The organism is Cellulomonas sp. IC4_254, assembly GCF_011603975.1.
Lineage (GTDB): Bacteria > Actinomycetota > Actinomycetes > Actinomycetales > Cellulomonadaceae > Cellulomonas.
Genome location: NZ_JAANNB010000035.1, coordinates 1 through 24,537, shown reverse-complemented (window position 1 = coordinate 24,537; position 24,537 = coordinate 1). Strand labels below are relative to the sequence as shown.

The window sequence follows — 24,537 nt, the reverse complement described above, 5'->3', positions numbered from 1 at the left end:
GTTACCCCACCAACAAGCTGATAGGCCGCGAGTCCATCCCTGACCGATAAATCTTTCCAGACGCATCAGATGCCTGAACGTCACATATCCGGTATTAGACCTCGTTTCCAAGGCTTATCCCAGAGTCGGGGGCAGGTTACTCACGTGTTACTCACCCGTTCGCCACTGATCCACCCAGCAAGCTGGGCTTCACCGTTCGACTTGCATGTGTTAAGCACGCCGCCAGCGTTCGTCCTGAGCCAGAATCAAACTCTCCGTAGATGTCTCATGGCAACCACCACCCGAAAGCGGCGATCAACCGACACACGAAACGACCCCCACCCGCTGGCGAGCGAGGATCAGTCAATTCGGCTGCTAAGAAAGCCACCCGACGGGGTCGGACTGGCTTCCGTATCAACCAAGACCCACCGACCGACCAGCCACCCCCGAATGGAGGCGACCACCCGAGCCGATGAACCATCTTGGCATCAACTACTAGGCACACTGTTGAGTTCTCAAAGAACAGACGCGCATCCCCCGCCCACCCTTCTCAGGGCGACCGGCCGGAGGCTCGCTTCCAATCTACCAAAGTTGCTGGCCCGCGTTTCGCGCCTTCCGGCGTTTCTCGCGTTCCTGAACTCTACCAGAGCTTCTTGCTCGTCTTCACCGCTCGTTTACCGGGCGTTTCCGACGTTCCGAAACCCTACCAGGCATTCCGACGCGTTTTGTCCGCGGCATTTCGCGGAGCGCGGTCGCAACTCCCGGTCCGGCGCGACCGATGAGGCGCCGAAGCGCCTGCGGGCCGTGCCGGGGGTTCGTCGTCCGCGGGACCAGCCGCCGAGGTGACCCTCGGTGTCCGTTCCTCCCTGCCGGGCGACGAGGAGATACCTTACGCATGCCGTCCGACCGACGTCAAACCGGCGTCGCGGGCGCTCCCCGCACCCCGTCCCACCTGGGCTTTCGCTCCTCGGCGGCCAGGGTGACCCCTGTCGGCGGGTCCGGGACCTCGGTCCCACTCCCGCCGCGCTGCTCCTACCCTCGCCGACGTCCGCGTCGCACGCAAGCCGAGCACTCCGCGCGCGAGAAGGGGCGGTCCGCAGCATGCGGACCGCCCCTCCCCTCGCTCACGTGGCGGCATCCGGCCGGGTCGACCCCGCCGGATGCCGGTCAGGCTCCGGCCACCCGGGCGACCGCGAGGGTCCGCTTCCCGCGCCGCAGCACCAGGTACCTGCCGTGCAGCAGGTCGCCGGCCTCGACGACGGCCGCCTCGTCGGCGACCTTCCGGTTGTTCACGTTCGCTCCGCCCTCGGCGATCGCCCGCCGCGCCGCACCCTTGCTGGCGACCAGCCCGGTGGCGGCGAGCACGTCGACCAGCGGGTCGCCGACCGCGACGTCCGCGGACGGCAGCTCGGCCACGGCGGCCGCCAGGGTCGCCTCGTCCAGCTCGCCCAGATCACCGCCGCCGAACAGCGCGCGGCTCGCGGCGATGACCTTCTCGGTCGCGTCCACGCCGTGCACCAGCGAGGTGACGTCGTAGGCCAGCGCCCGCTGCGCCTCCCGGGCAGCCGGCCGCGTCGCCACCGCCTCCTCGAGCTCGGCGATCTCCTCGCGGGTCCGGAACGTGAAGACCTTGAGGTAGCCGATCACCTCGGCGTCGTCCTGGTTGAGCCAGAACTGGTAGAAGGCGTACGGGCTCATCATCTCGGGGTCGAGCCAGATGGCCCCGCCCTCGGACTTGCCGAACTTGGTGCCGTCCGCCTTGGTGATCAGCGGCGTGGTCAGCGCGTGCACCGACGCGTGCTCGGCCTTGCGGATCAGCTCGACGCCGGACAGCAGGTTGCCCCACTGGTCGTTGCCGCCGGTCTGCAGCGTGCAGCCGTGCCGGCGGTGCAGCTCCAGGTAGTCCATGCCCTGCAGGATCTGGTAGCTGAACTCGGTGAACGAGATGCCCTCGTCGGACGCGAGCCGCCGGGCGACGGTGTCCTTGGCGAGCATGGTGCCGAGCCGGTAGTGCTTGCCGATCTCGCGCAGGAAGTCGATCGCGGTGAGCTCGCCCGTCCAGTCGAGGTTGTTGACCATCCGCGCGGGGTTGTCCCCGTCGAAGTCGAGGAACCGGCTGATCTGGTCCTGCAGGCGCTGCACCCACTCGGCGACGGTGTCCTTGGTGTTGAGGACGCGCTCCCCCGACATCCGGGGGTCGCCGATCAGGCCGGTGGCGCCGCCGACGAGGGCGAGCGGGTGGTGGCCGGCGAGCTGCAGGTGCCGCATGAGCACCAGCTGCACCAGGTGGCCGTGGTGCAGCGAGGGCGCGGTCGGGTCGAACCCCGCGTAGAAGGTCACCGGGCCGGCGTCGAGCTGCTCGCGCAGCGCGTCGAGGTCGGTGGTCTGGGCGACGAGGCCGCGCCAGGCGAGCTCGTCCAGGAGGTGGGTCACGTCGTGCTCCTTGCATCGCGCGGCCGCGGGGCCGCACCGTCGGCGGAAGAGGTCATGCCGGCGTCGTCCCGCGCCGCGGGCTGCTTCCCGACGCCGGCCGGCGATACGCGGGCCGGAAGGCGGACACGGTGGGCTCGCCGGAGAGCCAGAACCGCCAGGGGTAGCGGGCGGCGTCCCCGCCCGGCCCCGCGACCCCGACCCGCGGGCCGGTGGCGTACGCGCCCACGACCGCGTCCGGGTCCCGGTGCACGACGACCCGCCCGCCGGGCTCGGTGAGGTCCGCGCCGTAGTCGGACAGGTCCAGGCCGAGCGCGACCGCGAGCCGCGCGGGCCCGCGCGCGATCTGCCGGTCCGAGTCCACGACCCCCGACCGGAGCCGGCGGTCCCGCGCGAGCTCCACCCCGTCGACGACCTCGCCCGCCCGCAGCAGCACCGCGGAGGCGGCGCCGGCGGGGCCGGTCACGACGTTGACGCAGTGGTGCAGCCCCAGGTGCCGGTACACGTACAGCCGCCCGGGCTCGCCGAACATCACGGCGTTGCGCGCGGTGCGCCCGCGGAACGCGTGCGAGCCGGGGTCCGCCTCGCCGGCGTACGCCTCGACCTCGGTGATCCGCAGGGTCACGTCGCCCTCGTCGGACCGGACCGTCACGAAGGCCCCGAGAAGGTCGGGCGCCACCGTCAGGACCGGCCGGCCGAACCAGGTCCGCGCGGGGACGACTCCCGGCACCCCGCCGGGGAGCGCCGGACCGGGGTCGGCGAGCGACCGGGCGGGCACGGGCACCGGGCCGGGGTCGGCGGCGCCGGCGGGCGTCGCGTCGCGCGCGTCGTCCGCCCCGCCGTCCGGGACCGCCTGGCTCACCGGGCCATCCTGCCCCATGCGTCGACCCGCACGTCGGCGCGTCCGCGGGTGTCCTCGCGGGCGTAGTGCGCCGCCTCGTCGCGCATCCACCGCTCCCAGTGCGGGAGCGCGGCCGCGCCGTCGCGCTCCAGGCCGCGCGCGAGGCGGGTCGTGTCGTCGGCCTCCACCCACGCCAGCAGCGACAGGTCGGGCGCGCCCGCGCGCCGGCCCGAGCCGCAGCCCTCCAGCACCAGCACGTCCGGCACCGGCACGTCGACCCAGTCGTCGAACCGCCCGGCGTGCCAGTCGTACCGCTGGAACCGCCCGGGCAGACCCCGGCGCAGCGGCTCCAGCACCTGGGCGGCGAGCCGCGGCCACAGGTCGCCGTCCAGCCCGGACCAGCCCGCGTACAGGTCGTCCATGTGCACGACGTGCGCGCGCACCCCGGCCTCGGCGCACCGCCGCGCGACACCTCCGGCGAGCGTGGTCTTGCCGGACCCCGCCGGGCCGTCGACGGCGAGCACCCGCACCCGCCCCAGGCGCGCCGGGGCGGACAGCAGCAGGGGCACGAGGGCGCCCGCGGCGTCCTCGTGCCCCTGCTGCGCGTGCGTCAGGTCCACGCGGCGATCGTGCCAGACGTCACGACGCGGTGGCGCCGCCCCGCGCGACCGCGGCCCGCAGCGCGGCCGCCCGCTCCCGCGCCCGGCCCAGCTGCTCCGCGACCCGGACCGGCGCCGTGCCGCCGTGCGCCGACCGCGACGCGACCGACCCCTCGACGCTCAGCACCGACCGGACCTCGGGCGTGAGCGCCGGGTGGATCGCGGCGAGCTCGTCGTCCGTCAGCTCCCAGAGCTCGATCGGCGGCTCGTGCTGCTCGCAGGCCCGGACGCACGCGCCCGCGACCTCGTGCGCCACCCGGAACGGCACGCCCTCACGGACCAGCCACTCGGCGATGTCGGTCGCGAGCGAGAACCCCTGCGGCGCCAGCGACGCCATCCGCGCGGTGTCGAACCGGAGCGTCGCGACCATGCCGGCGAACGCCGGGAGCAGGACGGTGAGGGTGTCGACCTGGTCGAACACCGGCTCCTTGTCCTCCTGCAGGTCCCGGTTGTACGCCAGCGGCAGGCCCTTGAGCGTGGCCAGCAGCCCGGTGAGGTCGCCGACCAGCCGCCCGGCCTTGCCGCGCGCGAGCTCGGCCACGTCGGGGTTCTTCTTCTGCGGCATGATGCTCGACCCGGTCGAGTACGCGTCGTCCAGCCGGACGAACCCGAACTCGACGGTCGACCACAGGATGACCTCCTCGGCCAGCCGCGACAGGTCGACGCCGAGCATCGCGGACACCCAGGCGAACTCGGCGACGACGTCGCGCGAGGCGGTGCCGTCGATCGAGTTCTCCACCGGGCCGTCGAAGCCGAGGTCGGCCGCGACGGCCGCCGGGTCGAGGCCCAGCGAGGACCCGGCGAGCGCTCCCGAGCCGTACGGGGACACCGCGGCGCGGCGGTCCCAGTCGGCGTACCGGTCGACGTCGCGCAGCAGCGGCCACGCGTGCGCCAGCAGGTGGTGCGCGAGCAGGACGGGCTGGGCGTGCTGCAGGTGCGTGCGCCCCGGCATGATCGCGTCGCCCGCGGCCTCGGCCTGCGCGACCAGCGCGTCGACGACGTCGAGGGTCAGCCGGACGATGTCGCGCGCCGACTCCCGCAGGTACATCCGCACGAGCGTCGCGATCTGGTCGTTCCGGGACCGTCCGGCGCGCAGCCGGCCGCCGAGGTCGGCCCCGGCGCGCTCGATCAGCCCGCGCTCCAGCGCCCCGTGCACGTCCTCGTCGGACTCGGCGGCGACGAACGCCCCGGACTCGACGTCGGCCCGGAGCCGCTCCAGGGCGTCGAGCATGCCCGCGAGCGCCGCGTCGTCCAGCAGCCCGGCGGCGTGCAGCACCCGCGCGTGCGCCTGCGAGCCCGCGATGTCCTGCGGCGCGAGCCGCCAGTCGAACTGGGTCGACTTGGACAGCGCCGCCAGGGCGTCCGCGGGGCCGCCGGCGAACCGGCCGCCCCACAGCGCGCCGGCCTGCTCAGGCATCGATGCCGCCCTGGGAGCCGAGGTCCTCGGCGTTGCCGAACTTCACGTCGCGCGCGGCGGCGAGCTTGGACGACAGGCCGTAGATCTCGATGAACCCGCGCGCCGCCGACTGGTCGAAGGTGTCGCCCGAGTCGTAGGTCGCCAGGTTGAAGTCGTACAGCGAGGTCTCGGACCGCCGGCCGGTGACCGTCGCGCGGCCGCCGTGCAGGACCATGCGCACCTCGCCGGAGACGTAGCGCTGGGTGTCGTCGATGAAGGTGTCCAGCGACTTCTTCAGCGGGGAGAACCACTGGCCGTCGTAGACCAGCTCGGTCCAGCGCTGCTCGACCTGGCGCTTGAACCGGGCCTGCTCGCGCTCGACGGTGACGTTCTCCAGCTCCTGGTGCGCGGCGATCAGCGCGATGGCGCCGGGCGCCTCGTAGACCTCGCGGGACTTGATGCCCACCAGGCGGTCCTCGACGATGTCGATCCGGCCGACGCCCTGGGCGCCCGCGCGGCGGTTCATCTCCTGGATGGCCTGCAGCGGGGTGACCGGCACGCCGTCCAGCGCCACCGGGACGCCCTGCTGGAAGGTGATGACGACCTCGTCGGCGACCGGCGGGAACGTCGGGTCGTCGGTGTAGGTGTAGACGTCCTTGGTCGGCTCGTTCCAGATGTCCTCGAGGAAGCCGGTCTCGACGGCGCGGCCCCAGACGTTCTGGTCGATCGAGAACGGGTTGTGCTTGGTGGTCGCGATCGGCAGCTTCTTCCGCTCGGCGAACTCGATCGCCTTGTCGCGGGTCAGCGCCAGGTCGCGCACCGGCGCGAGGCACTTGAGGTCGGGGGCCAGCGAGGTGATGCCGACCTCGAACCGCACCTGGTCGTTGCCCTTGCCGGTGCAGCCGTGCGCGACGGTGGTGGCGCCGAACTGGCGGGCGGCGCGCACCAGGTGCTTGACGATGACCGGGCGGGACAGCGCGGACACCAGCGGGTACCGGTCGAGGTACATCCCGTTCGCGCGCAGCGCGGGCATGCAGTACTCGGCCGCGAACTCGTCGCGGGCGTCGGCGACGTACGCCTCGACGGCGCCGCAGTCGAGGGCGCGCTGGCGGATGACCTCGAGGTCCTCGCCGCCCTGGCCGACGTCGACCGCCACGGCGATCACCTCGGCGCCGGTCGCCTCGGCGATCCAGCCGATGCCCACGGAGGTGTCCAGGCCGCCGGAGTAGGCGAGGACGACGCGCTCAGTCATGTGTCTTCTCTTTCGTGTCTCGTGGTCGTGCGGAGCGGGAGGGGCGAGAGCCGGCGCGGTCAGCCGGTCGTCGCGAGCTCGAGGAACCGCGCGGCGAGCGCGGTGCCCTCGGGGCCGTCGGCGCCCTCGCGGGCGATGACGAGGACGGTGTCGTCCCCCGCGATGGTGCCGAGCACGCCCGGGAGCACCGAGTGGTCGATCGCGGAGGCGAGGAACTGGGCGGCCCCGGGCGGGGTGCGCAGGACGACGAGGCTGCCGGACGCCTCGGCCGTGACGAGCAGCTCGGAGCACAGCCGGGCGAGCCGGGCGGCCAGCGCCTCGGCGTCGACGACCGGGGCCGGCGAGCGGTCGCCGCCCTCCCCCGGCACGGCGTACGCGAGCGAACCCGTGGGGGTGCGGATCTTCACCGCGCGGAGCTCGACGAGGTCCCGGGACAGCGTGGCCTGGGTGACGGTGACGCCCTGGTGGGCCAGCAGGTCGGCGAGCTCGGACTGCGAGTGCACCGACTGCCGGGACAGCAGGTCGCGGATCAGGGCGTGCCGCGCCGCCTTGGTCGAGGGGACCCGGCCGGTGGTGGCGGCGGGCTCGTCGGCCCGGGCGGACGCGGTCATGCCGCACGCTCCAGCAGCCAGGCCAGCAGCGCCTTCTGCGCGTGCAGCCGGTTCTCCGCCTCGTCCCAGACCACCGACTGCGGGCCGTCCAGCACCTCGGCGGTGATCTCCTTGCCCCGGTAGGCGGGCAGGCAGTGCAGCACGAGCGCGTCCGGCGCGGCGAGCGCGAGCGCCGCGGAGTCCAGCCGGTAGGGCACGAACGGCTGCTCGCGATCGGCGGCCTCGGCCTCCTGGCCCATCGACACCCAGGTGTCGGTGGCGACGACGTCCGCGCCGGTGACGGCCGCGGCGAGGTCGTCGGTCACCTGGACCGAGCCGCCCGTGCCCGCGGCGATCGCGGCCGCGGCCTCGACCACCTCCGACGCCGGCAGGTACGCCGTCGGCGTCGCGATCCGCACGTGCATCCCCGCGGTCGCCCCGCCGAGCAGGTACGACTGGGCCATGTTGTTGGAGCCGTCACCGGTGTAGGCGAGCGTCAGGCCGCGCAGCGCCGCGACCCCGCCGCGGTGCTGGGCGACGGTGAGCAGGTCCGCGAGGATCTGGCACGGGTGGAAGTCGTCGGTGAGCGCGTTCACCACCGGGACGCCCGCGTGCGCGGCCATCTCCTCGATGCGGGTCTGCGCGTGGGTGCGCCAGACGACGGCCGCGACCTGCGGACCGAGCACCCGCGCGGTGTCGGCGATCGACTCCCGGACGCCGATCCGCGCCAGGTTGCCGTCGACCAGCAGCGGGTAGCCGCCGAGCTCGGCGACGCCCGTCGTGAACGACACCTGGGTGCGCAGCGTCGGCTTGTCGAAGATGATCGCGACCGCGCGCGGGCCGTCGAGCGGGCGCCGGGCGAACCGGTCCGCCCGCAGCGCGAGCCCGAGCTCCAGGACCTCGGCCTGCTCGGCGGGCGACAGGTCGTCGTCGCGCAGGAAGTGCCTCACGACGCAGCCCCCAGGTCCTGCGGGAGCGCCGCGAGGAAGTCGGTGAACGTCGCCGCCTGCTCGCGGGTGAGCACGTACGGCGGCGCCATCCGGATCGTCGCCGGGGTGCACGGGTTCACGATGAAGCCGGCGGCCAGCGCGCGGGACGCGACCTCCGCCGCCACCGGCGCGGTGAGCTGCACGGCGATGAGCAGGCCCTCGCCGCGCACCTCTGCGACGAGCGGGTGGCCGAGGCCGGCGATCTCCGACCGCCACCAGGCGCCCAGGTCGGTCACGTGCTGCAGCAGCCCGTCGCGCTCGATCACGCCGATCGTGGCGAGCGCCGCGGCCGAGGCCACCGGATTGCCGCCGAAGGTCGTGCCGTGCTGGCCGCGGCCGAGCAGCGTCGCGGCCCGCTCGCCGTAGGCCACGACGGCGCCGACCGGGAAGCCGCCGCCGAGGCCCTTGGCCAGCGTGACGACGTCGGGGCGAATGCCGCCGCCGAGGTGCGGGTGCTGGTGCGCCAGCCAGGCGCCGGTGCGGCCCATGCCGGTCTGCACCTCGTCCAGGATCAGCAGCGCGCCGTGCGCCTCGGTGAGCTCGCGGGCCCGGGCCAGGTAGCCGGCCGGCAGCGGCAGCACGCCGGCCTCGCCCTGGATCGGCTCGAGGAACACCGCGGCGACCGTGTCGCCCGCGCCGTCGGCGAACGCGGCCTCCAGCGCGGCGGTGTCGCCGAACGGCAGGAACTCGACGCCGCCCGGCAGCGGCTCGAACGGCTCGCGGTACGCGGCCTTGGACGTCAGCGCGAGCGCACCCATCGACCGGCCGTGGAACGCGCCCTCCAGCGCCAGCACCCGGGTGCGGCGCACGCCGCCCGGACCCTCGGCGTTCCGGCGCGCCATCTTGAACGCCGCCTCGTTCGCCTCGGTGCCGGAGTTCGTCAGGAACACCCGCGAGCCCTCGGGGGCGTCGGCGACGGCGAGCAGCCGCTCGGCCAGCGCGATCTGCGTCGGGCTCGCGAAGAAGTTCGAGATGTGGCCGAGCGTGCCGAGCTGCGCGGAGATCGCGGCGGTGAGCGTCGGGTGCGCGTGGCCGAGCGAGTTGACCGCGATGCCGCCCAGCAGGTCCAGGTAGCGGAACCCGTCGGCGTCCCAGACGTACGGGCCCTCGCCGCGCACCAGCACGCGCTGCGGCGCGCCGAACGTGTCCATCAGCGCGTGGCCGTAGCGCTCGGTCCAGTGGGCCACGGAGTCGGCCCCGGCCAGCGCGGCGGGGTCCTGGGGCTCCAGGTGCTGCTCGGTCACTCAGCTCACCTCGGGGACGTGGGGGACGTGCGGGGCCGGCGCCGCGACCTGCGGGATCGGGGCCGTGAACGGCGAGGGCGACGGCTCGTCGTCGGGCAGCACCATCGTGCCGATGCCGTCGGACGTGAAGACCTCGACCAGGATCGAGTGCGCCTGGCGGCCGTCGATGACGTGCGCGCGCCCGACACCTCCGGTGACCGCCCGCCAGCACGCCTCCATCTTGGGGCGCATGCCGGCGTCCAGGGACGGCAGCAGGTCGGCGAGCGCGCCGGCCCGGATCCGCCGGGCGAGCGAGGACCGGTCGGGCCAGGACGTGTACAGGCCCTCGACGTCGGTGAGCACGATGAGCTTGCGCGCGCCGAGCGCCACGGCCAGCGCCGCCGCCGCGGTGTCCGCGTTGACGTTCAGCACCTGGGTCGGGTCCTCGATGTCGGGCGCGACGGTCGAGACCACCGGGATGCGTCCAGCGTCGAGCAGGTCGAGCACGGCGCCCGGGTTCACCTCGACGACGTCGCCGACCTGGCCGACGTCGACCTGCCGGCCGTCGACCGTGGCGGTGCGCCGGCGCGCCTGGAGCAGGCCGCCGTCCTCGCCGGACAGGCCGACGGCGTACGGTCCGTGCGCGTTCAGCAGGCCGACGAGCTCCCGGGACACCTGACCGGTGAGCACCATCCGGACGACGTCCATCGCCTCGGGCGTGGTGACGCGCAGGCCGCCGCGGAACTCGGACTCGATGCCGAGCCGGTCGAGCATCGCGTTGATCTGCGGGCCGCCGCCGTGCACCACGACGGGGCGCAGGCCGACCTGGCGCAGGAACACCATGTCCTCGGCGAACGCGCGCTTGAGGTCGTCGTCGACCATGGCGTTGCCGCCGTACTTGACCACGACGAGGGCGCCGGCGAACCGCTGCAGCCAGGGCAGCGCCTGGATCAGCACCTCGGCCTTCTGCTCGGGGCGCAGGTCGGTCCGCGTGTCGAACGCGTCGTCGTGCGGGGGCGGGGCGTCGAGGCTCATGTGGAGTACGCGCTGTTCTCGTGGACGTAGTCGTGCGTGAGGTCGTTGGTCCAGATCGTCGCGGTGGCGTCGCCGGCGTGCAGGTCGACGTCGACGCGCACCTCGCGGGCGGCGGCCAGGTCGACCAGGTCGCGCGGCTCGCCGACCCCGCCGGCACGGCACACCTGGACGCCGTTGATGGACACGTCGAGCAGGGCCGCGTCGTACGGCGCGACGTCCTCCGGGACGGTACCGACCGCGGCGAGCACCCGGCCCCAGTTCGGGTCGTTGCCGAACACCGCGGCCTTGAACAGGTTCGACCGGGTGACCGCGCGGGCGACGGCCACGGCCGCCTCCTCGGTGGTCGCGCCGGTCACCGTGACCGCGATGTCGTGCGAGGCGCCCTCCGCGTCGGCCACGAGCTGCCGGGCCAGGTCGGCGGAGACGGCGGCCACCGCGGCGGCGAACGCCTCGGGGTCGGGCGTCACGCCGCTCGCGCCGGACGCGAGCAGCAGCACGGTGTCGTTGGTCGACATGCAGCCGTCGGAGTCGACCCGGTCGAACGTGGTCCGGGTCGCGCCGCGGAGTGCCGCGTCGGCCTGCTCGGCGGTGACCACGGCGTCGGTGGTGAGCACGACCAGCATGGTGGCCAGGCCCGGGGCGAGCATGCCCGCGCCCTTGGCCATGCCGCCGACGGTCCAGCCGTCGCCGGCGACCGCGGCGGTCTTGCTCACGGTGTCGGTGGTCATGATGGCGGTGGCGGCGTCGGGGCCGCCGGTGGGGGCCAGCGCCGCGGCGGCCGCCCCGATGCCCGGGAGCAGCAGGTCCATCGGCAGCCGCTCGCCGATCAGCCCGGTCGAGCAGACCAGGACGTCGCCCGCGGACGTGCCGAGGACCTCGGCGACGTGCTCGGCCGTGCGGTGCGTGTCGAGGAAGCCCTCCGGGCCGGTGCACGCGTTGGCGCCACCGGAGTTGAGCACGACCGCGGTGGCGACGCCGTCGGACACCGCCTGGCGGGACCAGACGACCGGCGCGGCGACGACGCGGTTGGAGGTGAACACGCCCGCGGCGACCTGCAGCGGGCCGTCGTTGACGACCAGGGCGACGTCCGGCTTGCCGGACGGCTTGAGGCCGGCGGTGATCCCGGCGGCGCGGAAGCCGGCCGGCGCGGTGACGCCCGCGGTCTCGATGGCGGCGGTCACGGGGCGACTCCCTCGGTGGTGAGGCCGGTGCGCTCGGGCAGGCCGAGCGCGAGGTTCAGCGACTGCACCGCGGCGCCCGCGGTGCCCTTGACCAGGTTGTCCAGCGCGCAGAGCGCGACGACCCGGCCGGCGGCCTCGTCCACCGTCACCTGGACGAGCGCGGTGTTCGCGCCGGTGGTGACGCCGGTGGTCGGCCACTCTCCCTCGGGCAGCAGCTCGACGAACGGCTCGCCGGCGTAGGCGGTCTCCCAGGCGGCGCGGACGGACGCCGCGTCGGCGCCGGGGGCCAGCGGCGCGGTGACCGTCGCCAGGATGCCGCGCGACATCGGCACCAGCACCGGGGTGAACGACAGTCCCACCGACGCGGCCCCGGCCACGCCGAGGTTCTGCTGGATCTCCGGGATGTGCCGGTGCGTGCCGCCGACCGCGTACGGCTGGGCGGAGCCGAGGGCCTCGGAGGCGAGCAGGTGGGTCTTGAGCGACTTCCCCGCGCCGGAGTACCCGACCGCCAGCACGGCGACCACGTCGGCCGGGTCGACGACGCCCGCGGCGACACCCGGCTGGAGGGCCAGGGTCACGGCGGTCACGTTGCAGCCGGGGACCGCGATCCGGCGGGCGTCCGCGAGCGCCGCGCGCTGGGCGGACGGCGTGGTCTCCCCCGCGTGCAACAGCTCGGGCATCCCGTAGGGCCAGGTGCCGGCGTGCTCGGTGCCGTAGAACCGGCGCCAGGCGTCCGGGTCGGTCAGCCGGTGGTCCGCGCCGAGGTCCACGACCAGCGCGCCGTCGCCCCGGTCCGCGAGCGCCGCGGCGATCTCGCCGGAGGCGCCGTGCGGCAGGGCCAGAACGACGACGTCGTGGCCGGTGAGCTCGTCCACCGACGTCGGCGTCAGGATGCGGTCCGCGAGCGCGCGCAGGTGCGGCTGGTGCGCGCCGAGCCGGGTGCCGGCGTTGGAGTGGGCGGTGAGCGCACCGATCTCGGCCTCGGGGTGGCCGAGCAGGAGCCGGAGGGTCTCGCCGCCGGCGTACCCGGAGGCGCCCGCGACGGCGACGGAGAAGGACATGTGCATGACCATACACCCGACTGCACAGTGATTCATCGGCCGGGTCCACGGGCGTGTCCGCGGGACCCTGACGCGGCCGGAATGCCCGGCGGGGGCGTGTCGTTGCTGGTGGTATGCACGCGATCCTCGCCACCGAGCCGGGTGGACCCGACGTCCTCGAGCCCGACGAGATCCCCGACCCGCTGCCGGGTCCGCGCGACCTCCTGGTGCGGCTGAGCGCCGCGGGCGTCAACTTCATCGACACCTACCGGCGCAGCGGCCTCTACCCCATGCCGTTCCCGCACGTGCCCGGCTCCGAGGGCGCGGGCGTCGTCGAGGCCGTGGGCCGCGAGGTGCGGGACGTCGCCGTCGGCGACCTGGTCGCGTGGGCGTCGGCGCCGTCGTCCTACGCGGAGCTCGTCGTCGTGCCCGAGGCCGTGGCGCTGCGGGTGCCGGACGGCGTCGCCGACGAGGTCGCCGCCGCGCTCCCCCTCCAGGGGCTCACCGCGCACTACCTCGTGACGTCGACCTTCCCCGTGCTCGACGGCCAGGACGTGCTGGTGCACGCGGGCGCCGGCGGCGTCGGCCTGCTGCTCACCCAGCTCGCCGCCGCCCGGGGCGCGCGGGTCATCACGACCGTCGGCACCGTCGAGAAGGAGGCGCTGTCCCGCGCCGCCGGCGCGTCCGAGGTCATCCGGTACACCGAGCTCGACGACCTCACCACCGAGCTGCCCGCGCTGGTGCGGGACCTGACCGGCGGGCGCGGTGTGCACACGGTGTTCGACGGCGTGGGTGCCTCGACGTTCGAGGCCTCGCTCGCGTCCCTGCGCCCGCGCGGCGGCCTCGCGCTGTTCGGCGCGTCCTCCGGCCCGGTGCCGCCGTTCGACCCGCAGCGGCTGAACGCCGCGGGCTCCCTGTTCCTCACCCGGCCCACCCTGGGCCACTACACCGCCACCCGGGACGAGCTGACCCGGCGGGCCGACGAGCTGTTCGCGGCCGTCGCCGCCGGCACCCTCGACGTCCGGGTCGGCGCGACCTACCCCCTGTCCGAGGCCGCCGAGGCGCACCGCGCGCTCGAGAGCCGGGCCACCACCGGAAAGGTGCTCCTGACCGCATGAGAGACCTGCACGTCGAGATCTGGTCCGACATCGCCTGCCCCTGGTGCTACATCGGCAAGCGCCGGTTCGCCGCCGCGCTCGACGGCTTCGAGCACCGTGACCACGTGCGGGTCACGTGGCGCTCGTTCGAGCTGCAGCCGGACGCCGAGCCGTCGACCGCCCACCCCGGGCTGACCGAGGCGCAGATGCTGGCCGAGCGCAAGGGCATGCCCGTCGAGCAGGTGCGGCAGATGTTCGACCAGGTGACCGCCGTCGCCGCGTCCGTCGGCCTGGCGTACGACTTCGACACCGCGGTGCCCGCCAACACCTTCGACGCGCACCGGCTGGTGCACGTCGCGGCCTCGCTGGGCGGCGACGCCGCCGCGGCCGAGGTGGTCGAGCGGCTGATGAGCGCGCACTTCGAGCACGGGCGGGTCGTGGACGACCTGGACGTGCTGGTCGAGGTCGCGGTCGAGGCCGGGCTGGACGGCGACGCGGTGCGCGCCGCGCTCGCCACCGACGCCGGGGCCGGCGCCGTGCGCGCCGACGAGGCCGAGGCCGCCGCGCTGGGCATCCAGGGCGTGCCGTTCTTCGTCGCCGACCGCCGGCTCGGCCTGTCGGGCGCGCAGCCGGTCGAGGTGTTCGCGCAGCTGCTCGAGCAGGCCTGGGCCGACGCGAACCCGCCGCTGGCGATCCCGACGATCGCCGGGGCGGCGGACGCGGAGGCGTGCGGGCCGGACGGCTGCTGAGCCCCGGGGCTGCGCTCTCGGGTGGAGCGTTCTGCCCGACATGCACCGGCGTGTCGGGCAGAACGCTCCACCGTGCCGGGACCGGGTGTCCGAAACGTCCACGACCCGCGCCCGCCGCGGCCTCTACGGTCGTCGCATGGAACCCCGCCTGGACATGATCGGCCTGGTCGCGAGCGACCTGCCGCGCACCCTCGCCTTCTACCGCGCCCTCGGGCTGGACCTGCCGCCGTCCGCCGACGCCGAGCCGCACGTCGAGGTCACGCTGCCCGGCGGGCTCCGGCTCGCCTGGGACACGGTCGACGTGATCCGGTCGTTCGACCCGGGGTGGGCGCCGCCGACCGGCGGGCACCGCGCCGCGCTGGCGTTCCGGTGCACCGACGCCGCCGAGGTGGACGCCGTGTACGCGCGCATGGTCGACGCCGGGTTCGCGGGGCACCTCCCGCCGTGGGACGCGTTCTGGGGGCAGCGGTACGCGGTGCTGCACGACCCGGACGGCACGGCGGTCGACCTGTTCGCCGACGCCGGCTGACCTCAGCGGGCGGCGCGGCCGGCCGCGAGCGCCGCGGGCGACCGGCCGGTCAGCGCGCGCACCTCGCGGGACAGGTGCGGCTGATCGGCGTAGCCCGCGCGCTGCGCGACGTCCGCCAGCGGGAGGCCCGCGTCGAGGAGCGGCAGCACGCGCTGCAGCCGCAGCACCCGCCCGAGCGTCCGTGGGCCGTAGCCGAACGCCGCGAGCGACCGGCGGTGCAGGGTGCGCGGGGTGACGCCCAGCCGGTCGGCGATGCCGGCGGCCGACGTCGCACGCGCCGCGAGCACGGCGACCACGGCGGCCTCCCGGGGTCGTCCGCCGCGCTCGGCGAGGACGGCCGCGACCCGCTGCTCCAGGGCGGCGGCCCCGCCGGCCGCCACCGCGTCGGCCCACGGCCGCGCGGCGCGGGCGCCCCAGACGTCGGCCAGGTCGGGGCGCGCGTCGCGCAGCGCGTCCGCCGGGACGCCGAGGAGGACCGGGGCCGCGCCGGGCGGCAGCCGGAGGCCGAGGGCCGAGCTCCCCGCGGGCAGCGGGCCGGTCGGGTGCGCCCGGGTGTCCGGGCCGGCGACCAGCAGGCCGCCGCCGGACCAGACGAGGTCCATGCAGCCGTCGGGCAGCACGTCCTCGCCCGGGGCGTCCGCGCCGGGCCCCGCGGCCACCGACCACAGCACCGCCCCCGGGACGCGGGTCGACGGTCGCTCGGCGTACACGCCCTGCAGCATCCCACCGGCCGGCGACATGCAGCCGCCGGGACGCCGTCGGCACGACGCGGGCCCCCGACCCACCGGATCGCTCCGGGGGTCGGGGGCCCGCGTCGGTCAGGGCTCAGGTCACTTCTTGACGGTGACCGTCACCGGGGCGCTGGTGCTGCCCGCGACCACGTCGGGCCGCGAGGGCACGAACACCGCCGTGTACTGGTGGGCGCCGACCGGGGCGGTGCGCGGCACGGAGCCGAGCGCCAGGCCGAGCACCACCGGCGACCGGCCGACGACCTTCTCGCCCTCCCGGAACTCGACCGTCCCGGACGGGAACCACGTGCCCTCGACCTGGACCCGCGAGACCAGCAGCGTCGGCAGCCAGGTCCCGTAGGACTGGCTGCTGCGGCTGGCCGACAGCGTGACCGAGGACTGCTTGAGCTCCGGCTCCGGCTCCTGCGCCGCGGCCACCGTGATCGGCAGCGTGACCGTGGTGCCGCTCGGCGCGGCGACCAGCGTGAGGACGCGCGCCCCCGCGGTGGTGCCGGCCGGGACCGTCACCGCGACCTGCGCCGCGCCGGCGGTGACCGCCGCGGTGCCGATCGAGGTGCCGTCCAGCTGGACGTCGAGCGTGGTGTTCTCCGGGGAGCCCAGGCTGGTCAGGTTCAGGCCCGTGACCGGGAACGCGAGCTCGGTGCCGGCGGTGACCTCGTCGGGGAGGGCCGGCACGCCGACCGCCCGCTCGTCGAACTCGGGCGACAGGCCCGGGTGCGCCTCGAGGTAGGCGATCCACGCGTCCCGGTCGATCAGGCCGGAGTCGGTGGTGCCGGAGCCCTCGGCGAGCACCCGGAAGTTGTCGCCGCCCTGGGCCAGGAAGGAGAACGTCCCGATCCGGTACTCCGCCGCCGGGTCGATCGCCTCGCCGTCGACGGTCACCGAGGTGATCCGGCTGCCGAGGGGCTGCGACTCGTCGTAGGTGTACGTGACGTTGTCCGACAGGCCGAGCTGCAGGTACGGGCGGCTCGGGATCGTGCCGTCCGGGTTGGTCTGCCACTGCTGCTCGAGCATCGTGACGACCTGCTCGCCGGTCAGCGTCGTGGTCCAGAGGTTGTTCACGAACGGCAGCACCGCGTTGGCCTCGGCGTAGGTGATGGTGCCGTCGGGCGCGTACAGCAGCTCCGCCCGCAGGCCGCCGGGGTTCACGACGCCGATCTGCGCGCCGCCCCGCTCCTCGGAGGACAGCGTCTCCAGCAACGAGTCGGCGACCAGGTTGCCGAGCGTCGACTCCTTGGACCGGTCGTCGCGGGTGCCGCCGGTGTAGACGCCGTTCGTGTAGGAGCCGCCCGCGTAGGCGGTCGTGATGTCCGCGGTCACCGAGCCCTTGGGCTGGTTGCCGACCACGGCCGCCTCGGCCAGCGCGGCGTCCACGATCGTCTTCACCTCGGCGACCCGCGGGTACTGCGCCACCAGGGCCGCGTCGAGCTGGGCCTGGGTCTGGCCCGCCGCCGGGGCGACGCGCTTGACGTTCTCGCCGGTCAGCGCGGAGACCGCGTCGGAGGCCGGGTCGTAGGTCAGCGTGACCTTGCCGATGTTCTCGCCGTACGAGCCGGTCTGGACGATCGGGCGGGTCCACTCGCCGGAGGCGTCCGGCTCGGCGGGCCCGTACCAGGCGTACTGCTTGTGGGTGTGGCCGGTGAAGATCACGTCCACGTCGCCCGAGGTCAGCGTCGCGATGTCCGAGAAGGCGCCGCCCGCGGCGATCTCCTCCTCGAGCGTCGCGCCGTCGGGCGTGCCCGCGCCGGCGCCCTCGTGGTACTCGGCCACGATCACGTCGGCCTCGCCGTTGGCGTCGTCACCGTCGGACAGCTGCGCCGCGACGCGGTTGACCGCCTCGACCGGGTCGCCGAAGTCCAGCGTCTCGATGCCGCCGGGGCTGACCAGCGTCGGGGTCTCCTGGGTGACGACGCCGATGACGCCGACCCGCACGCCGTCCACGTCGATGACCGTGTACTCGTCGAGCGCCGGGTTCTCCGTGCCCTGCTCGTACACGTTCGCGCCCAGGTACGGCCACGCCGCGTTGGAGCCGTCGGCGATCACGCGGTCGACGAGGTCGGCGTAGCCGCGGTCGAACTCGTGGTTGCCGACCGCCGACGCCGCCAGGTCGAGGGCGTTCAGCACGTCGATCGTCGGCTGGTCCTCGGCCACCGCGGAGGCGAACAGGGACGCGCCGATGTTGTCGCCGGCGGACAGGAAGACCGCCGCGCCACCCGCCGCCTCGGCCGCCGCGCGCTGCTGCTCGACCGTCCCGGCGAACGCGACGGTGTTGGCGTCGATCCGGCCGTGGAAGTCGTTGATGTTGAGCAGCGTGAGGTCGACCGGGCCGTCGGGGGTGGTGCTCGTGTCGCCGGCGGTCAGGCCGACCAGCACCGGGTCGTGGTCCGAGGACCGGTACGCGTCAGGGGCGTAGAACAGGCTGCCGTGCGCGTTGTAGCGGCTGTACTCCAGCGCCACCGACTCGCCGGCGTTGATGTTCCACACGTCCGCGCCGGTCGCCCGGCCCAGCGCCGCGTCGTTCAGCAGCACGTGGTCGAGCGAGCCGGACAGGCCCTGGTAGGAGTACGAGTACTCCCCCGCGTCGAGCGCCGTCGTCGCGTCGGTGTAACCCGCCGCGTACAGCACCTGCAGCGGGTCCTCCTGGGTGTAGGAGTTGAAGTCGCCCAGCAGCGCGACCGCCTCGGCGTCGCCCTGCACCGTCGGCACCCAGTCGCGCAGCGCCTCGGCCTGCCGGACCCGGGACTCGTTCGACGCGCCCTGGCCGTCGCCAGTGTCGGCGTCGCCCGGCCACGGCCCGGCGGAGCCCTTCGACTTCAGGTGGTTGACGACGACGAACAGCTGCTCGCCACCCTCGGTCGGCACGAACGCCTGGCCGATCGGCTCGCGCGCGTTGCCGAACGCCTGGTCGTCGCCGGACTGCGTGCCGAGCGCGCGGGCGTCGCCCACGGTCTCGACGGCGGCCGGCCGGTAGATCAGCGCGTTGGTGATGGTGTCCTGCTCGGACGCGTCCGGCAGCTCCTTCGAGGACGGGACGAACGCCCAGGTGCCCTCGCCGGCGGCCGCGTTGAGCGCGGCGGTCAGCGTGGACAGCGCCTCGTCGGCCACGCCGTCGACGGCGGCCGAGTTCTCGATCTCCATCAGGCCGACGACGTCGGCGTCGAGCGCGTTGATGGCCGCGACGATCTTGTCCTGCTGGCGCTGCAGGTCCGCCGGGTTCCACGCCCCGCGCTGCGCGCAGCCCTCGCGGACGGTGACCGGGGTGCCCGCACGGTCGGTGTACGGCACGCAGGACGCGGTGTCCGCGCCGAGGGTGGTGAAGTAGTTGAGCACGTTGAACGACGCGACCGTCACGTCCGCCTCGCCCAGACCCTCGGGCGCCGCGGTGCGGTCGTTCTCGAACGTCGCCGGGTAGCCGCCCGGGTTCGCCGCGTCGAGCGGCAGCGTCGGGCTGAGCTTCCACGCGCTGTTCCGGTAGTCGACGACCACCGGCGCGGTGAACGTGGCCGCCGCGCCCACGCGCACCGGGTTCCCCAGCGACACGTACGGCGGGGTCAGGCCCGTGTTCGCGGCCGACAGGAAGTTGGTGCTCGCGCCGTCGTCCAGCACGACCCCGCGGGCGGCGTCGTCCGCGACGGCCGCGGCGTACTCCGGGGTGCCCGGGCGCGCGACCTCGGTGGGCTGGATCAGCGGCGTCGTCCCCGACGCCAGGCCGACCTCGCCGTACTGGTTGGTCGAGTAGGTGTTGGTCACCGTCAGGTCGCCCGACGGCAGGTACAGCATCGACTCCAGCGTCTCGCGCGCGGCGTCGTCGGCCGGCCAGGCGGCGGTCACGGGCTGGACGGGCGCCGGGGCGTCGCCGAGCTGGACCAGGCCGGCGGCGCTGCCGACCGTGATCTCCGTGAGGCCCTGGTACTCCGAGACGGCGCCGGTCACCTGGACGTGGTCGCCGATCGCGACCGAGCCCGCCGTGGCGCCCGAGAACACGAACACCGCGTCCGAGGCGGTGCGGGCCGAGACGTCGGTGTCCCCGCCCGTGCCCGGCGTCTGGATGACGTAGCCGCGGTAGCCGCCGGTCGCGTAGACCGCGGTCACGACGCCGGACGTCGTGACCGTCTGGCCCGCGAGCGGCGACGCGTCGCCCGGGCCCTGGACCTCTGCGATGGTGTGGGTGTCCTCCGCCGCGGCCGCGGGGACCGCGGTCAGGGGTACCCCGACCATCGCCCCCACGGCGGCGAGGCTCGCCGCCCACCTCGTGCGTGTGCGTACAGCGCTCACCGATGTTCTCCGATCCCCCGGGGCGCTCCTGGCGCCCTCGTCAGCAGGCCGCATCACAGTCGTCACACAGCCGTCTGACAACGTATGGGCGGTATGTCCGGATACACAAGCACGTGCGGGGGACCCGAAGGTTGCGATCGGGTGAACGCGGCGTCACCCGCCCGGCGGCACGCGTGCCCGCCGGGTTCGCCGAGGTCGGCAGTTCCGCGCCGAGTTCGGCAGCTCGAGATGCCGAACTGGGCCACGAGGTGCCGAACTCGGCGGGGGCTGCTGCGCGGGGGGGACGGCGACGGCCCCGGGCGCGCCGCCCCGGAGGGCGGCGCGGCCGGGGCCGTCGGGGTGCTGCTACGCGCGGAGGGTGGCGCCGAAGCGGCGCTCGGCCTCCGCCACGACCGCGGCGCGCACCGCCGCGGTCTCGTCCGCCGTGAGCGTGCGGTCGGCGGCGCGCAGCCGCAGCGCGAACGCCAGCGACCGCTGGCCGTCGCCCACCTGCTCGCCGGTGTACACGTCGAACAGCCGCGCGCTCTCCAGCACGTCGCCCGCCGCGCTGGCCGCGGCGCCGGTCCGGACGGCGTCCAGCACGTCGGCCACCGGCACGTCGGCCGGGACCACGAGCGCCACGTCCTCCTTCGCGACCGGGAACGTCGACACCTCGCGGGCGACGACCTCGGTGCGCGGGGCGGCCGTGAGCAGCACGTCGAGGTCCACCTCGAACGCGCTCGCCCGCGCCGGCAGCCCGAGGGCCGCGACGACGTTCGGGTGCAGCTCGCCCGCGTGGCCGACCAGGGTGCCGTCCGCCGTGGTGAACCGCGCGCACCGGCCCGGGTGCCACGGCGCCCGCTCGGCGTCCGCCGCGACCGCGAGCTCGACGCCCAGGGTCTCGGCGAGCAGCCGGACGGCGTCGATCGCGTCCGTGTGGTCGGCCGGGCGGCCGGGACCCCACCAGCCGGCGGGCTCCCGCAGGCCGGTCAGCACGCCGGCGACATACCGGGGCTGGTGCGGCACCGCGGCCCGCACCGCGTCGAGGACGTCGTCGGACGGCCGCTGCGCGACGGGCGGGACCGGGGCCGCCACCGCGCCCGGGCGGGGCAGGGTGACCGCGCCGACCTCGAATACGGCGAGGTCGGCGGTGCCGCGGGCCACGTTCCGGCGCGCGGTGTCGAGCAGCGTCACCAGCAGCGACGCGCGCATCGACGGCCGCTCCTCGGACAGCGGGTTCGCGAGCCGGACCATCCGTCGCCGCTCGTCGTCGGCGGGCAGCGCGAGCGCGTCGAGCTGCGCCGCCCCGACGAACGGGTACGACAGCGTCTCGACCCAGCCCGCGTCGGCGAGCACCTGCGCGACCCGGCGGCGGCGGCGCTGCGCGACGGTCAGGCCGAGGCCCACCGGCGAGCGCGGCACGACCGACGGGATCGCGTCGTAGCCGTGCAGCCGGGCGACCTCTTCGACCAGGTCGACGGGCTCGGTGAGATCCGGGCGCCAGGTCGGCACGGTCACGGAGACCACCGCGTCCGCCCCGGCCCCGACGACCTCGCCGACCGTGCAGCCGATCTCGCGCAGGTAGCGCGAGACGGCGGCGACGTCCAGGTCCAGGCCGATCAGCCGCGCGGGCAGGTCGACCGGCAGGCTCAGCACCGGCGGCGGCGTGGTCAGGTCGACGTCCGTGAGCACCGGGTCGGCCGTGCCGCCGCCGTGCTCGACCAGCAGCTCGACGACGCGGGCCGCGGCCACGCGGGGCAGCTGCGGGTCGACGCCGCGCTCGAACCGCTTGCTCGCCTCGCTCGGCAGCTTGTGCCGCCGTGCGGTGCGGGCGATCGACACCGGGTCGAAGTGCGCGGCCTCGATCAGCAGGTCGGTGGTCGACTCCGAGACCTCGGTCTCGGCGCCGCCCATGACGCCCGCCAGCCCGAGCACGCGCCCGGCGTCCGGGCCGTCGGTGATGAGCAGGTCCTCGGGGTCGAGGGCCCGGTCCACGCCGTCGAGGGTCGTCAGCCGCTCCCCCGCCCGGGCCCGCCGCACGACGATCGGGCCGTCCAGCGTCGCCAGGTCGTAGGCGTGCAGCGGCTGCCCCAGGTCGAGCATCACGTAGTTCGTGACGTCCACCGCGAGCGAGATCGGCCGCATGCCGGCCTGGGTCAGCCGCTGCTGCATCCAGCTCGGCGACGGCGTGCTCGCCGCGACACCCCGGACGACCCGCGCGACGAACCGGTCCGCGCCCGCGACGCCGTGGATCGGCGCCTCGTCGCGGAGCTCGACAGCGAAGCCGCCGGTGGTGGCCAGGCCCTCGTCGGCGCCCGCGCGCGGCAGGCCGCGGTCGGTGAACGCCGCACCCGTCGAGTGGGCGTACTCCCGGGCGACGCCGCGCATGGCGAAGCAGTAGCCGCGGTCCGGCGTCACGTTGATCTCCAGGACCTCCTCGCCGAGCCCCAGCAGGGCGCGGGCGTCGGTCCCGGGTGCGGCCTCGACGCCGATCTCCGACAGCACGATGATGCCGTCGTGGTCGTCGCCGAGGCCGAGCTCGCGCGACGAGCAGATCATGCCGTCGGACACGTGGCCGTAGGTCTTGCGGCTGGCGATCGCGAACGGGCCGGGCAGCACCGTGCCGGGCAGCGCGACGACGACGTGGTCGCCCACGTCGAAGTTGTGCGCCCCGCAGACGATGCCGCGCGGGGTGCGCGTGCCGTCCTCGGCCGTGCCGTTGTGGTCGCCCACGTCGACCTGGCACCAGTTGATGGTCTTGCCGTTCTTCTGCGGCTCGGGCACGCGCTCGACGACGCGGCCCACCACGAGCGGGCCGGACACGGCGGCCGGGTGCACGGCCTCCTCCTCGAGCCCGACCCGGACCAGGTCCGCGGCCAGCTGCTCGGCCGACAGGCCCTCGGGGAGCTCGACGTGCTCGGCTAGCCACGTCAGGGGGATGCGAGGCATCAGATCACCGCCCGGAACTGGGTGGAGAAGCGCACGTCGCCCTCCACCATGTCGTGCATGTCCGCGATCTCGTGACGCAGCATGAGCGTGCGCTCGATGCCCATCCCGAACGCGAAGCCGGAGTACACCTCGGGGTCGACGCCCGCCGCGCGCAGCACGTTGGGGTTGACCATCCCGCAGCCGCCCCACTCGATCCAGCCGGGCCCGCCCTTCTTCTGCGGGAACCACAGGTCCATCTCGGCGCTGGGCTCGGTGAACGGGAAGAACGACGGCCGCAGGCGGGTGCGGGCGTCGGGGCCGAACATCGCCCTCGCGAAGTGGTCCAGCGTGCCCTTGAGGTGCGCCATCGTGAGGCCCTCGTCGACCGCGATGCCCTCGACCTGGTGGAACACCGGGGTGTGCGTCGCGTCGAGCTCGTCGGTGCGGAACACCCGGCCCGGGCAGGCGACGTACAGCGGGACGCCGCGCTCCAGCAGGCTGCGCGCCTGGACCGGCGAGGTGTGCGTGCGCAGCACCAGGTGCGGGTCCGGCTCGCCCTCGGGCGCCGCGACGTAGAACGTGTCCTGCATCTGCCGCGCCGGGTGGTCCGGGCCGAAGTTCAGCGCGTCGAAGTTGAACCACTCCGCCTCGACCTCGGGGCCCTCGGCGATCTCCCAGCCCATCGCGACGAACACGTCGGCGATGCGCTCCTGGAGCAGCTCGAGGGGGTGCCGGGCGCCGCGCGGGGTGCGGTCGGACGGCAGCGTGACGTCGACGGCCTCCTCGACGAGGACGCGGGCGTCGCGCTCCGCGGCGAGCACCTCCTCGCGGGCGGCGATCGCGGCGTTCAGCCGGCCGCGGGCCTGACCGAGCGCCTTGCCGGCGACGGCCTTGTCGGCCGGGGCCAGGCCGCCGATCGCGCGGTTGGCGAGCGCCAGCGGGCTGCGCTCACCGGTGTGCGCGAGCCGGGCGGACTTGAGGGCGTCGAGGTCGCCGGCGGCCGCGACGGCCGCCAGGGCGTCGTCCAGGGCGCGGCCGACGGCGTCGGCGTCGAGGGGGTTCAGGGGTGTGTCGGGCGTGGACATCCGGACCTTCTTGTGGAGGTGAGCGGCGGGCCGACCCGGTCAGGCGCGCGGGGCGCGCGCGACGGGGCGACCGACGGGCGAGTCTAGTGGCGCCCGCTCCGGGGCCTCGGGACCGTCCGCGCCGTGGCGCCGGACGGGACCTGGTGCCGCGCCTCTCAGCGCCGCGGCCCGGGAACGGGCCCGGGAAATCGGCGGCCGAGGGGGCGGGCGGAGGTCATGCCCGTCATCGTGCCACAGGACCGCCGAGCGGCCACGCACCCAGGGGCCGGTACAGCGGCCCGCCGGCCCGGCCCTCGCCCGGCAGCGACTCCGCCAGCACGAGCTCGGTGACCGGCCACCGCGGACCGCGGTACACGGCGAGGGCGTGCACCAGCACGTCCCCCGGGTCCGGGGCCCGCGTCGCGCGGTCCCGCCGCCGGGTCCCGCCGCGCTGCGAGGCCACACGGCCGAGCGTGACGTGCGGCCGGGACCGCACCCGGTCGTCCGGCCGCGCCCCGACCTCCTCCCCCGCGTCCCGGCAGCCCGCGACCA

18 protein-coding genes, 1 rRNA gene and 1 pseudogene are annotated in these 24,537 nt (G+C 75.0%); 3 read left to right on the top strand and 17 right to left on the bottom strand.

Annotated elements, in window-relative coordinates; genetic code table 11:
• From G6556_RS05790 to argC, 12 genes are all read right to left on the bottom strand, one after another.
• Positions 1 to 261: ribosomal RNA gene (locus G6556_RS05790) — 16S ribosomal RNA — on the bottom strand; the annotation flags it as partial.
• A gap of 885 nt (positions 262 to 1,146) precedes the next feature.
• Positions 1,147 to 2,412 (bottom strand): tyrosine--tRNA ligase, encoded by a 1,266-nt coding sequence (gene tyrS / locus G6556_RS05785; protein ID WP_166939384.1) that lies wholly within the window; start codon positions 2,410 to 2,412, stop codon positions 1,147 to 1,149.
• Positions 2,413 to 2,464: 52 nt separating this feature from the next.
• Entirely contained in the window at positions 2,465 to 3,139 is a 675-nt protein-coding gene (locus G6556_RS05780; RefSeq protein WP_346774748.1) for a DNA-3-methyladenine glycosylase, read from the bottom strand.
• A gap of 128 nt (positions 3,140 to 3,267) precedes the next feature.
• Complete coding sequence (locus G6556_RS05775; protein WP_346774747.1) at positions 3,268 to 3,870, bottom strand: uridine kinase; 603 nt, start codon at positions 3,868 to 3,870, stop codon at positions 3,268 to 3,270.
• A 19-nt stretch (positions 3,871 to 3,889) separates the two neighbouring features.
• The gene (argH, locus tag G6556_RS05770) at positions 3,890 to 5,326 is read right to left on the bottom strand and encodes an argininosuccinate lyase (protein ID WP_166939380.1); all 1,437 of its coding nucleotides are present in this window, start codon (positions 5,324 to 5,326) and stop codon (positions 3,890 to 3,892) included.
• Positions 5,319 to 6,557, bottom strand: coding sequence for an argininosuccinate synthase (locus G6556_RS05765; RefSeq protein WP_166939379.1), 1,239 nt, complete (start codon positions 6,555 to 6,557; stop codon positions 5,319 to 5,321). Before G6556_RS05765 ends, argH begins: the two co-directional genes overlap by 8 nt.
• Before the next feature lie 59 nt (positions 6,558 to 6,616).
• Positions 6,617 to 7,168 (bottom strand): arginine repressor, encoded by a 552-nt coding sequence (locus tag G6556_RS05760; RefSeq protein WP_166939377.1) that lies wholly within the window; start codon positions 7,166 to 7,168, stop codon positions 6,617 to 6,619.
• Complete coding sequence (gene argF, locus G6556_RS05755; RefSeq protein ID WP_166939375.1) at positions 7,165 to 8,097, bottom strand: ornithine carbamoyltransferase; 933 nt, start codon at positions 8,095 to 8,097, stop codon at positions 7,165 to 7,167. Before argF ends, G6556_RS05760 begins: the two co-directional genes overlap by 4 nt.
• Complete coding sequence (locus tag G6556_RS05750; protein ID WP_346774746.1) at positions 8,094 to 9,380, bottom strand: acetylornithine transaminase; 1,287 nt, start codon at positions 9,378 to 9,380, stop codon at positions 8,094 to 8,096. The genes argF and G6556_RS05750 overlap by 4 nt, the downstream gene beginning before the upstream one ends.
• The gene (gene argB / locus G6556_RS05745; protein WP_166939374.1) at positions 9,381 to 10,394 is read right to left on the bottom strand and encodes an acetylglutamate kinase; all 1,014 of its coding nucleotides are present in this window, start codon (positions 10,392 to 10,394) and stop codon (positions 9,381 to 9,383) included. It abuts the gene before it with no gap.
• Positions 10,391 to 11,575 (bottom strand): bifunctional glutamate N-acetyltransferase/amino-acid acetyltransferase ArgJ, encoded by a 1,185-nt coding sequence (argJ, locus tag G6556_RS05740; protein WP_346774745.1) that lies wholly within the window; start codon positions 11,573 to 11,575, stop codon positions 10,391 to 10,393. Before argJ ends, argB begins: the two co-directional genes overlap by 4 nt.
• Positions 11,572 to 12,642, bottom strand: a complete 1,071-nt coding sequence (argC, locus tag G6556_RS05735) for an N-acetyl-gamma-glutamyl-phosphate reductase (protein ID WP_240933782.1) — start codon at positions 12,640 to 12,642, stop codon at positions 11,572 to 11,574. The genes argJ and argC overlap by 4 nt, the downstream gene beginning before the upstream one ends.
• 107 nt (positions 12,643 to 12,749) lie before the next feature.
• On the opposite strand from argC, the gene G6556_RS05730 reads away from it, so the two are divergent.
• The 3 genes from G6556_RS05730 to G6556_RS05720 all read left to right on the top strand — a co-directional run bounded on the left by G6556_RS05730 (position 12,750) and on the right by G6556_RS05720 (position 14,990).
• Positions 12,750 to 13,733: a quinone oxidoreductase gene (locus G6556_RS05730; protein WP_166939370.1), complete on the top strand. Its 984-nt coding sequence runs from the start codon at positions 12,750 to 12,752 to the stop codon at positions 13,731 to 13,733.
• Positions 13,730 to 14,461: a DsbA family oxidoreductase gene (locus tag G6556_RS05725; protein ID WP_166939368.1), complete on the top strand. Its 732-nt coding sequence runs from the start codon at positions 13,730 to 13,732 to the stop codon at positions 14,459 to 14,461. Before G6556_RS05730 ends, G6556_RS05725 begins: the two co-directional genes overlap by 4 nt.
• Before the next feature lie 136 nt (positions 14,462 to 14,597).
• Entirely contained in the window at positions 14,598 to 14,990 is a 393-nt protein-coding gene (locus G6556_RS05720; protein WP_166939366.1) for a VOC family protein, read from the top strand.
• Between the two features lie 2 nt (positions 14,991 to 14,992).
• On the opposite strand, the gene G6556_RS05715 is transcribed toward G6556_RS05720, so the two are convergent.
• The 5 genes and pseudogenes from G6556_RS05715 to G6556_RS05695 form a co-directional block, all read right to left on the bottom strand.
• A complete protein-coding gene (locus G6556_RS05715; protein ID WP_166939365.1) occupies positions 14,993 to 15,700 on the bottom strand; it encodes a helix-turn-helix transcriptional regulator in 708 nt (235 codons plus the stop codon).
• Positions 15,701 to 15,820: 120 nt separating this feature from the next.
• The gene (locus G6556_RS05710; RefSeq protein ID WP_346774744.1) at positions 15,821 to 19,966 is read right to left on the bottom strand and encodes an ExeM/NucH family extracellular endonuclease; all 4,146 of its coding nucleotides are present in this window, start codon (positions 19,964 to 19,966) and stop codon (positions 15,821 to 15,823) included.
• A gap of 393 nt (positions 19,967 to 20,359) precedes the next feature.
• Positions 20,360 to 22,942 (bottom strand): phenylalanine--tRNA ligase subunit beta, encoded by a 2,583-nt coding sequence (gene pheT / locus G6556_RS05705; protein WP_166939361.1) that lies wholly within the window; start codon positions 22,940 to 22,942, stop codon positions 20,360 to 20,362.
• On the bottom strand, positions 22,942 to 24,006 hold the full coding sequence (gene pheS, locus G6556_RS05700; RefSeq protein ID WP_166939360.1) for a phenylalanine--tRNA ligase subunit alpha: 1,065 nt from the start codon (positions 24,004 to 24,006) through the stop codon (positions 22,942 to 22,944). Before pheS ends, pheT begins: the two co-directional genes overlap by 1 nt.
• Positions 24,007 to 24,229: 223 nt before the next feature.
• A pseudogene (locus G6556_RS05695) lies at positions 24,230 to 24,537 on the bottom strand (RNA 2',3'-cyclic phosphodiesterase); the annotation flags it as partial.

Coding starts and splice junctions, on each gene's coding strand:
- G6556_RS05725 (WP_166939368.1), top strand. CDS start 13,730: ATGAGAGACCTGCACGTCGAGATCTGGTCCGACATCGCCTGCCCCTGG.
- G6556_RS05760 (WP_166939377.1), bottom strand. CDS start 7,168: ATGACCGCGTCCGCCCGGGCCGACGAGCCCGCCGCCACCACCGGCCGG.
- argB (WP_166939374.1), bottom strand. CDS start 10,394: ATGAGCCTCGACGCCCCGCCCCCGCACGACGACGCGTTCGACACGCGG.
- argH (WP_166939380.1), bottom strand. CDS start 5,326: ATGCCTGAGCAGGCCGGCGCGCTGTGGGGCGGCCGGTTCGCCGGCGGC.
- G6556_RS05765 (WP_166939379.1), bottom strand. CDS start 6,557: ATGACTGAGCGCGTCGTCCTCGCCTACTCCGGCGGCCTGGACACCTCC.
- pheS (WP_166939360.1), bottom strand. CDS start 24,006: ATGTCCACGCCCGACACACCCCTGAACCCCCTCGACGCCGACGCCGTC.
- argC (WP_240933782.1), bottom strand. CDS start 12,642: ATGCACATGTCCTTCTCCGTCGCCGTCGCGGGCGCCTCCGGGTACGCC.
- G6556_RS05730 (WP_166939370.1), top strand. CDS start 12,750: ATGCACGCGATCCTCGCCACCGAGCCGGGTGGACCCGACGTCCTCGAG.
- G6556_RS05720 (WP_166939366.1), top strand. CDS start 14,598: ATGGAACCCCGCCTGGACATGATCGGCCTGGTCGCGAGCGACCTGCCG.
- pheT (WP_166939361.1), bottom strand. CDS start 22,942: ATGCCTCGCATCCCCCTGACGTGGCTAGCCGAGCACGTCGAGCTCCCC.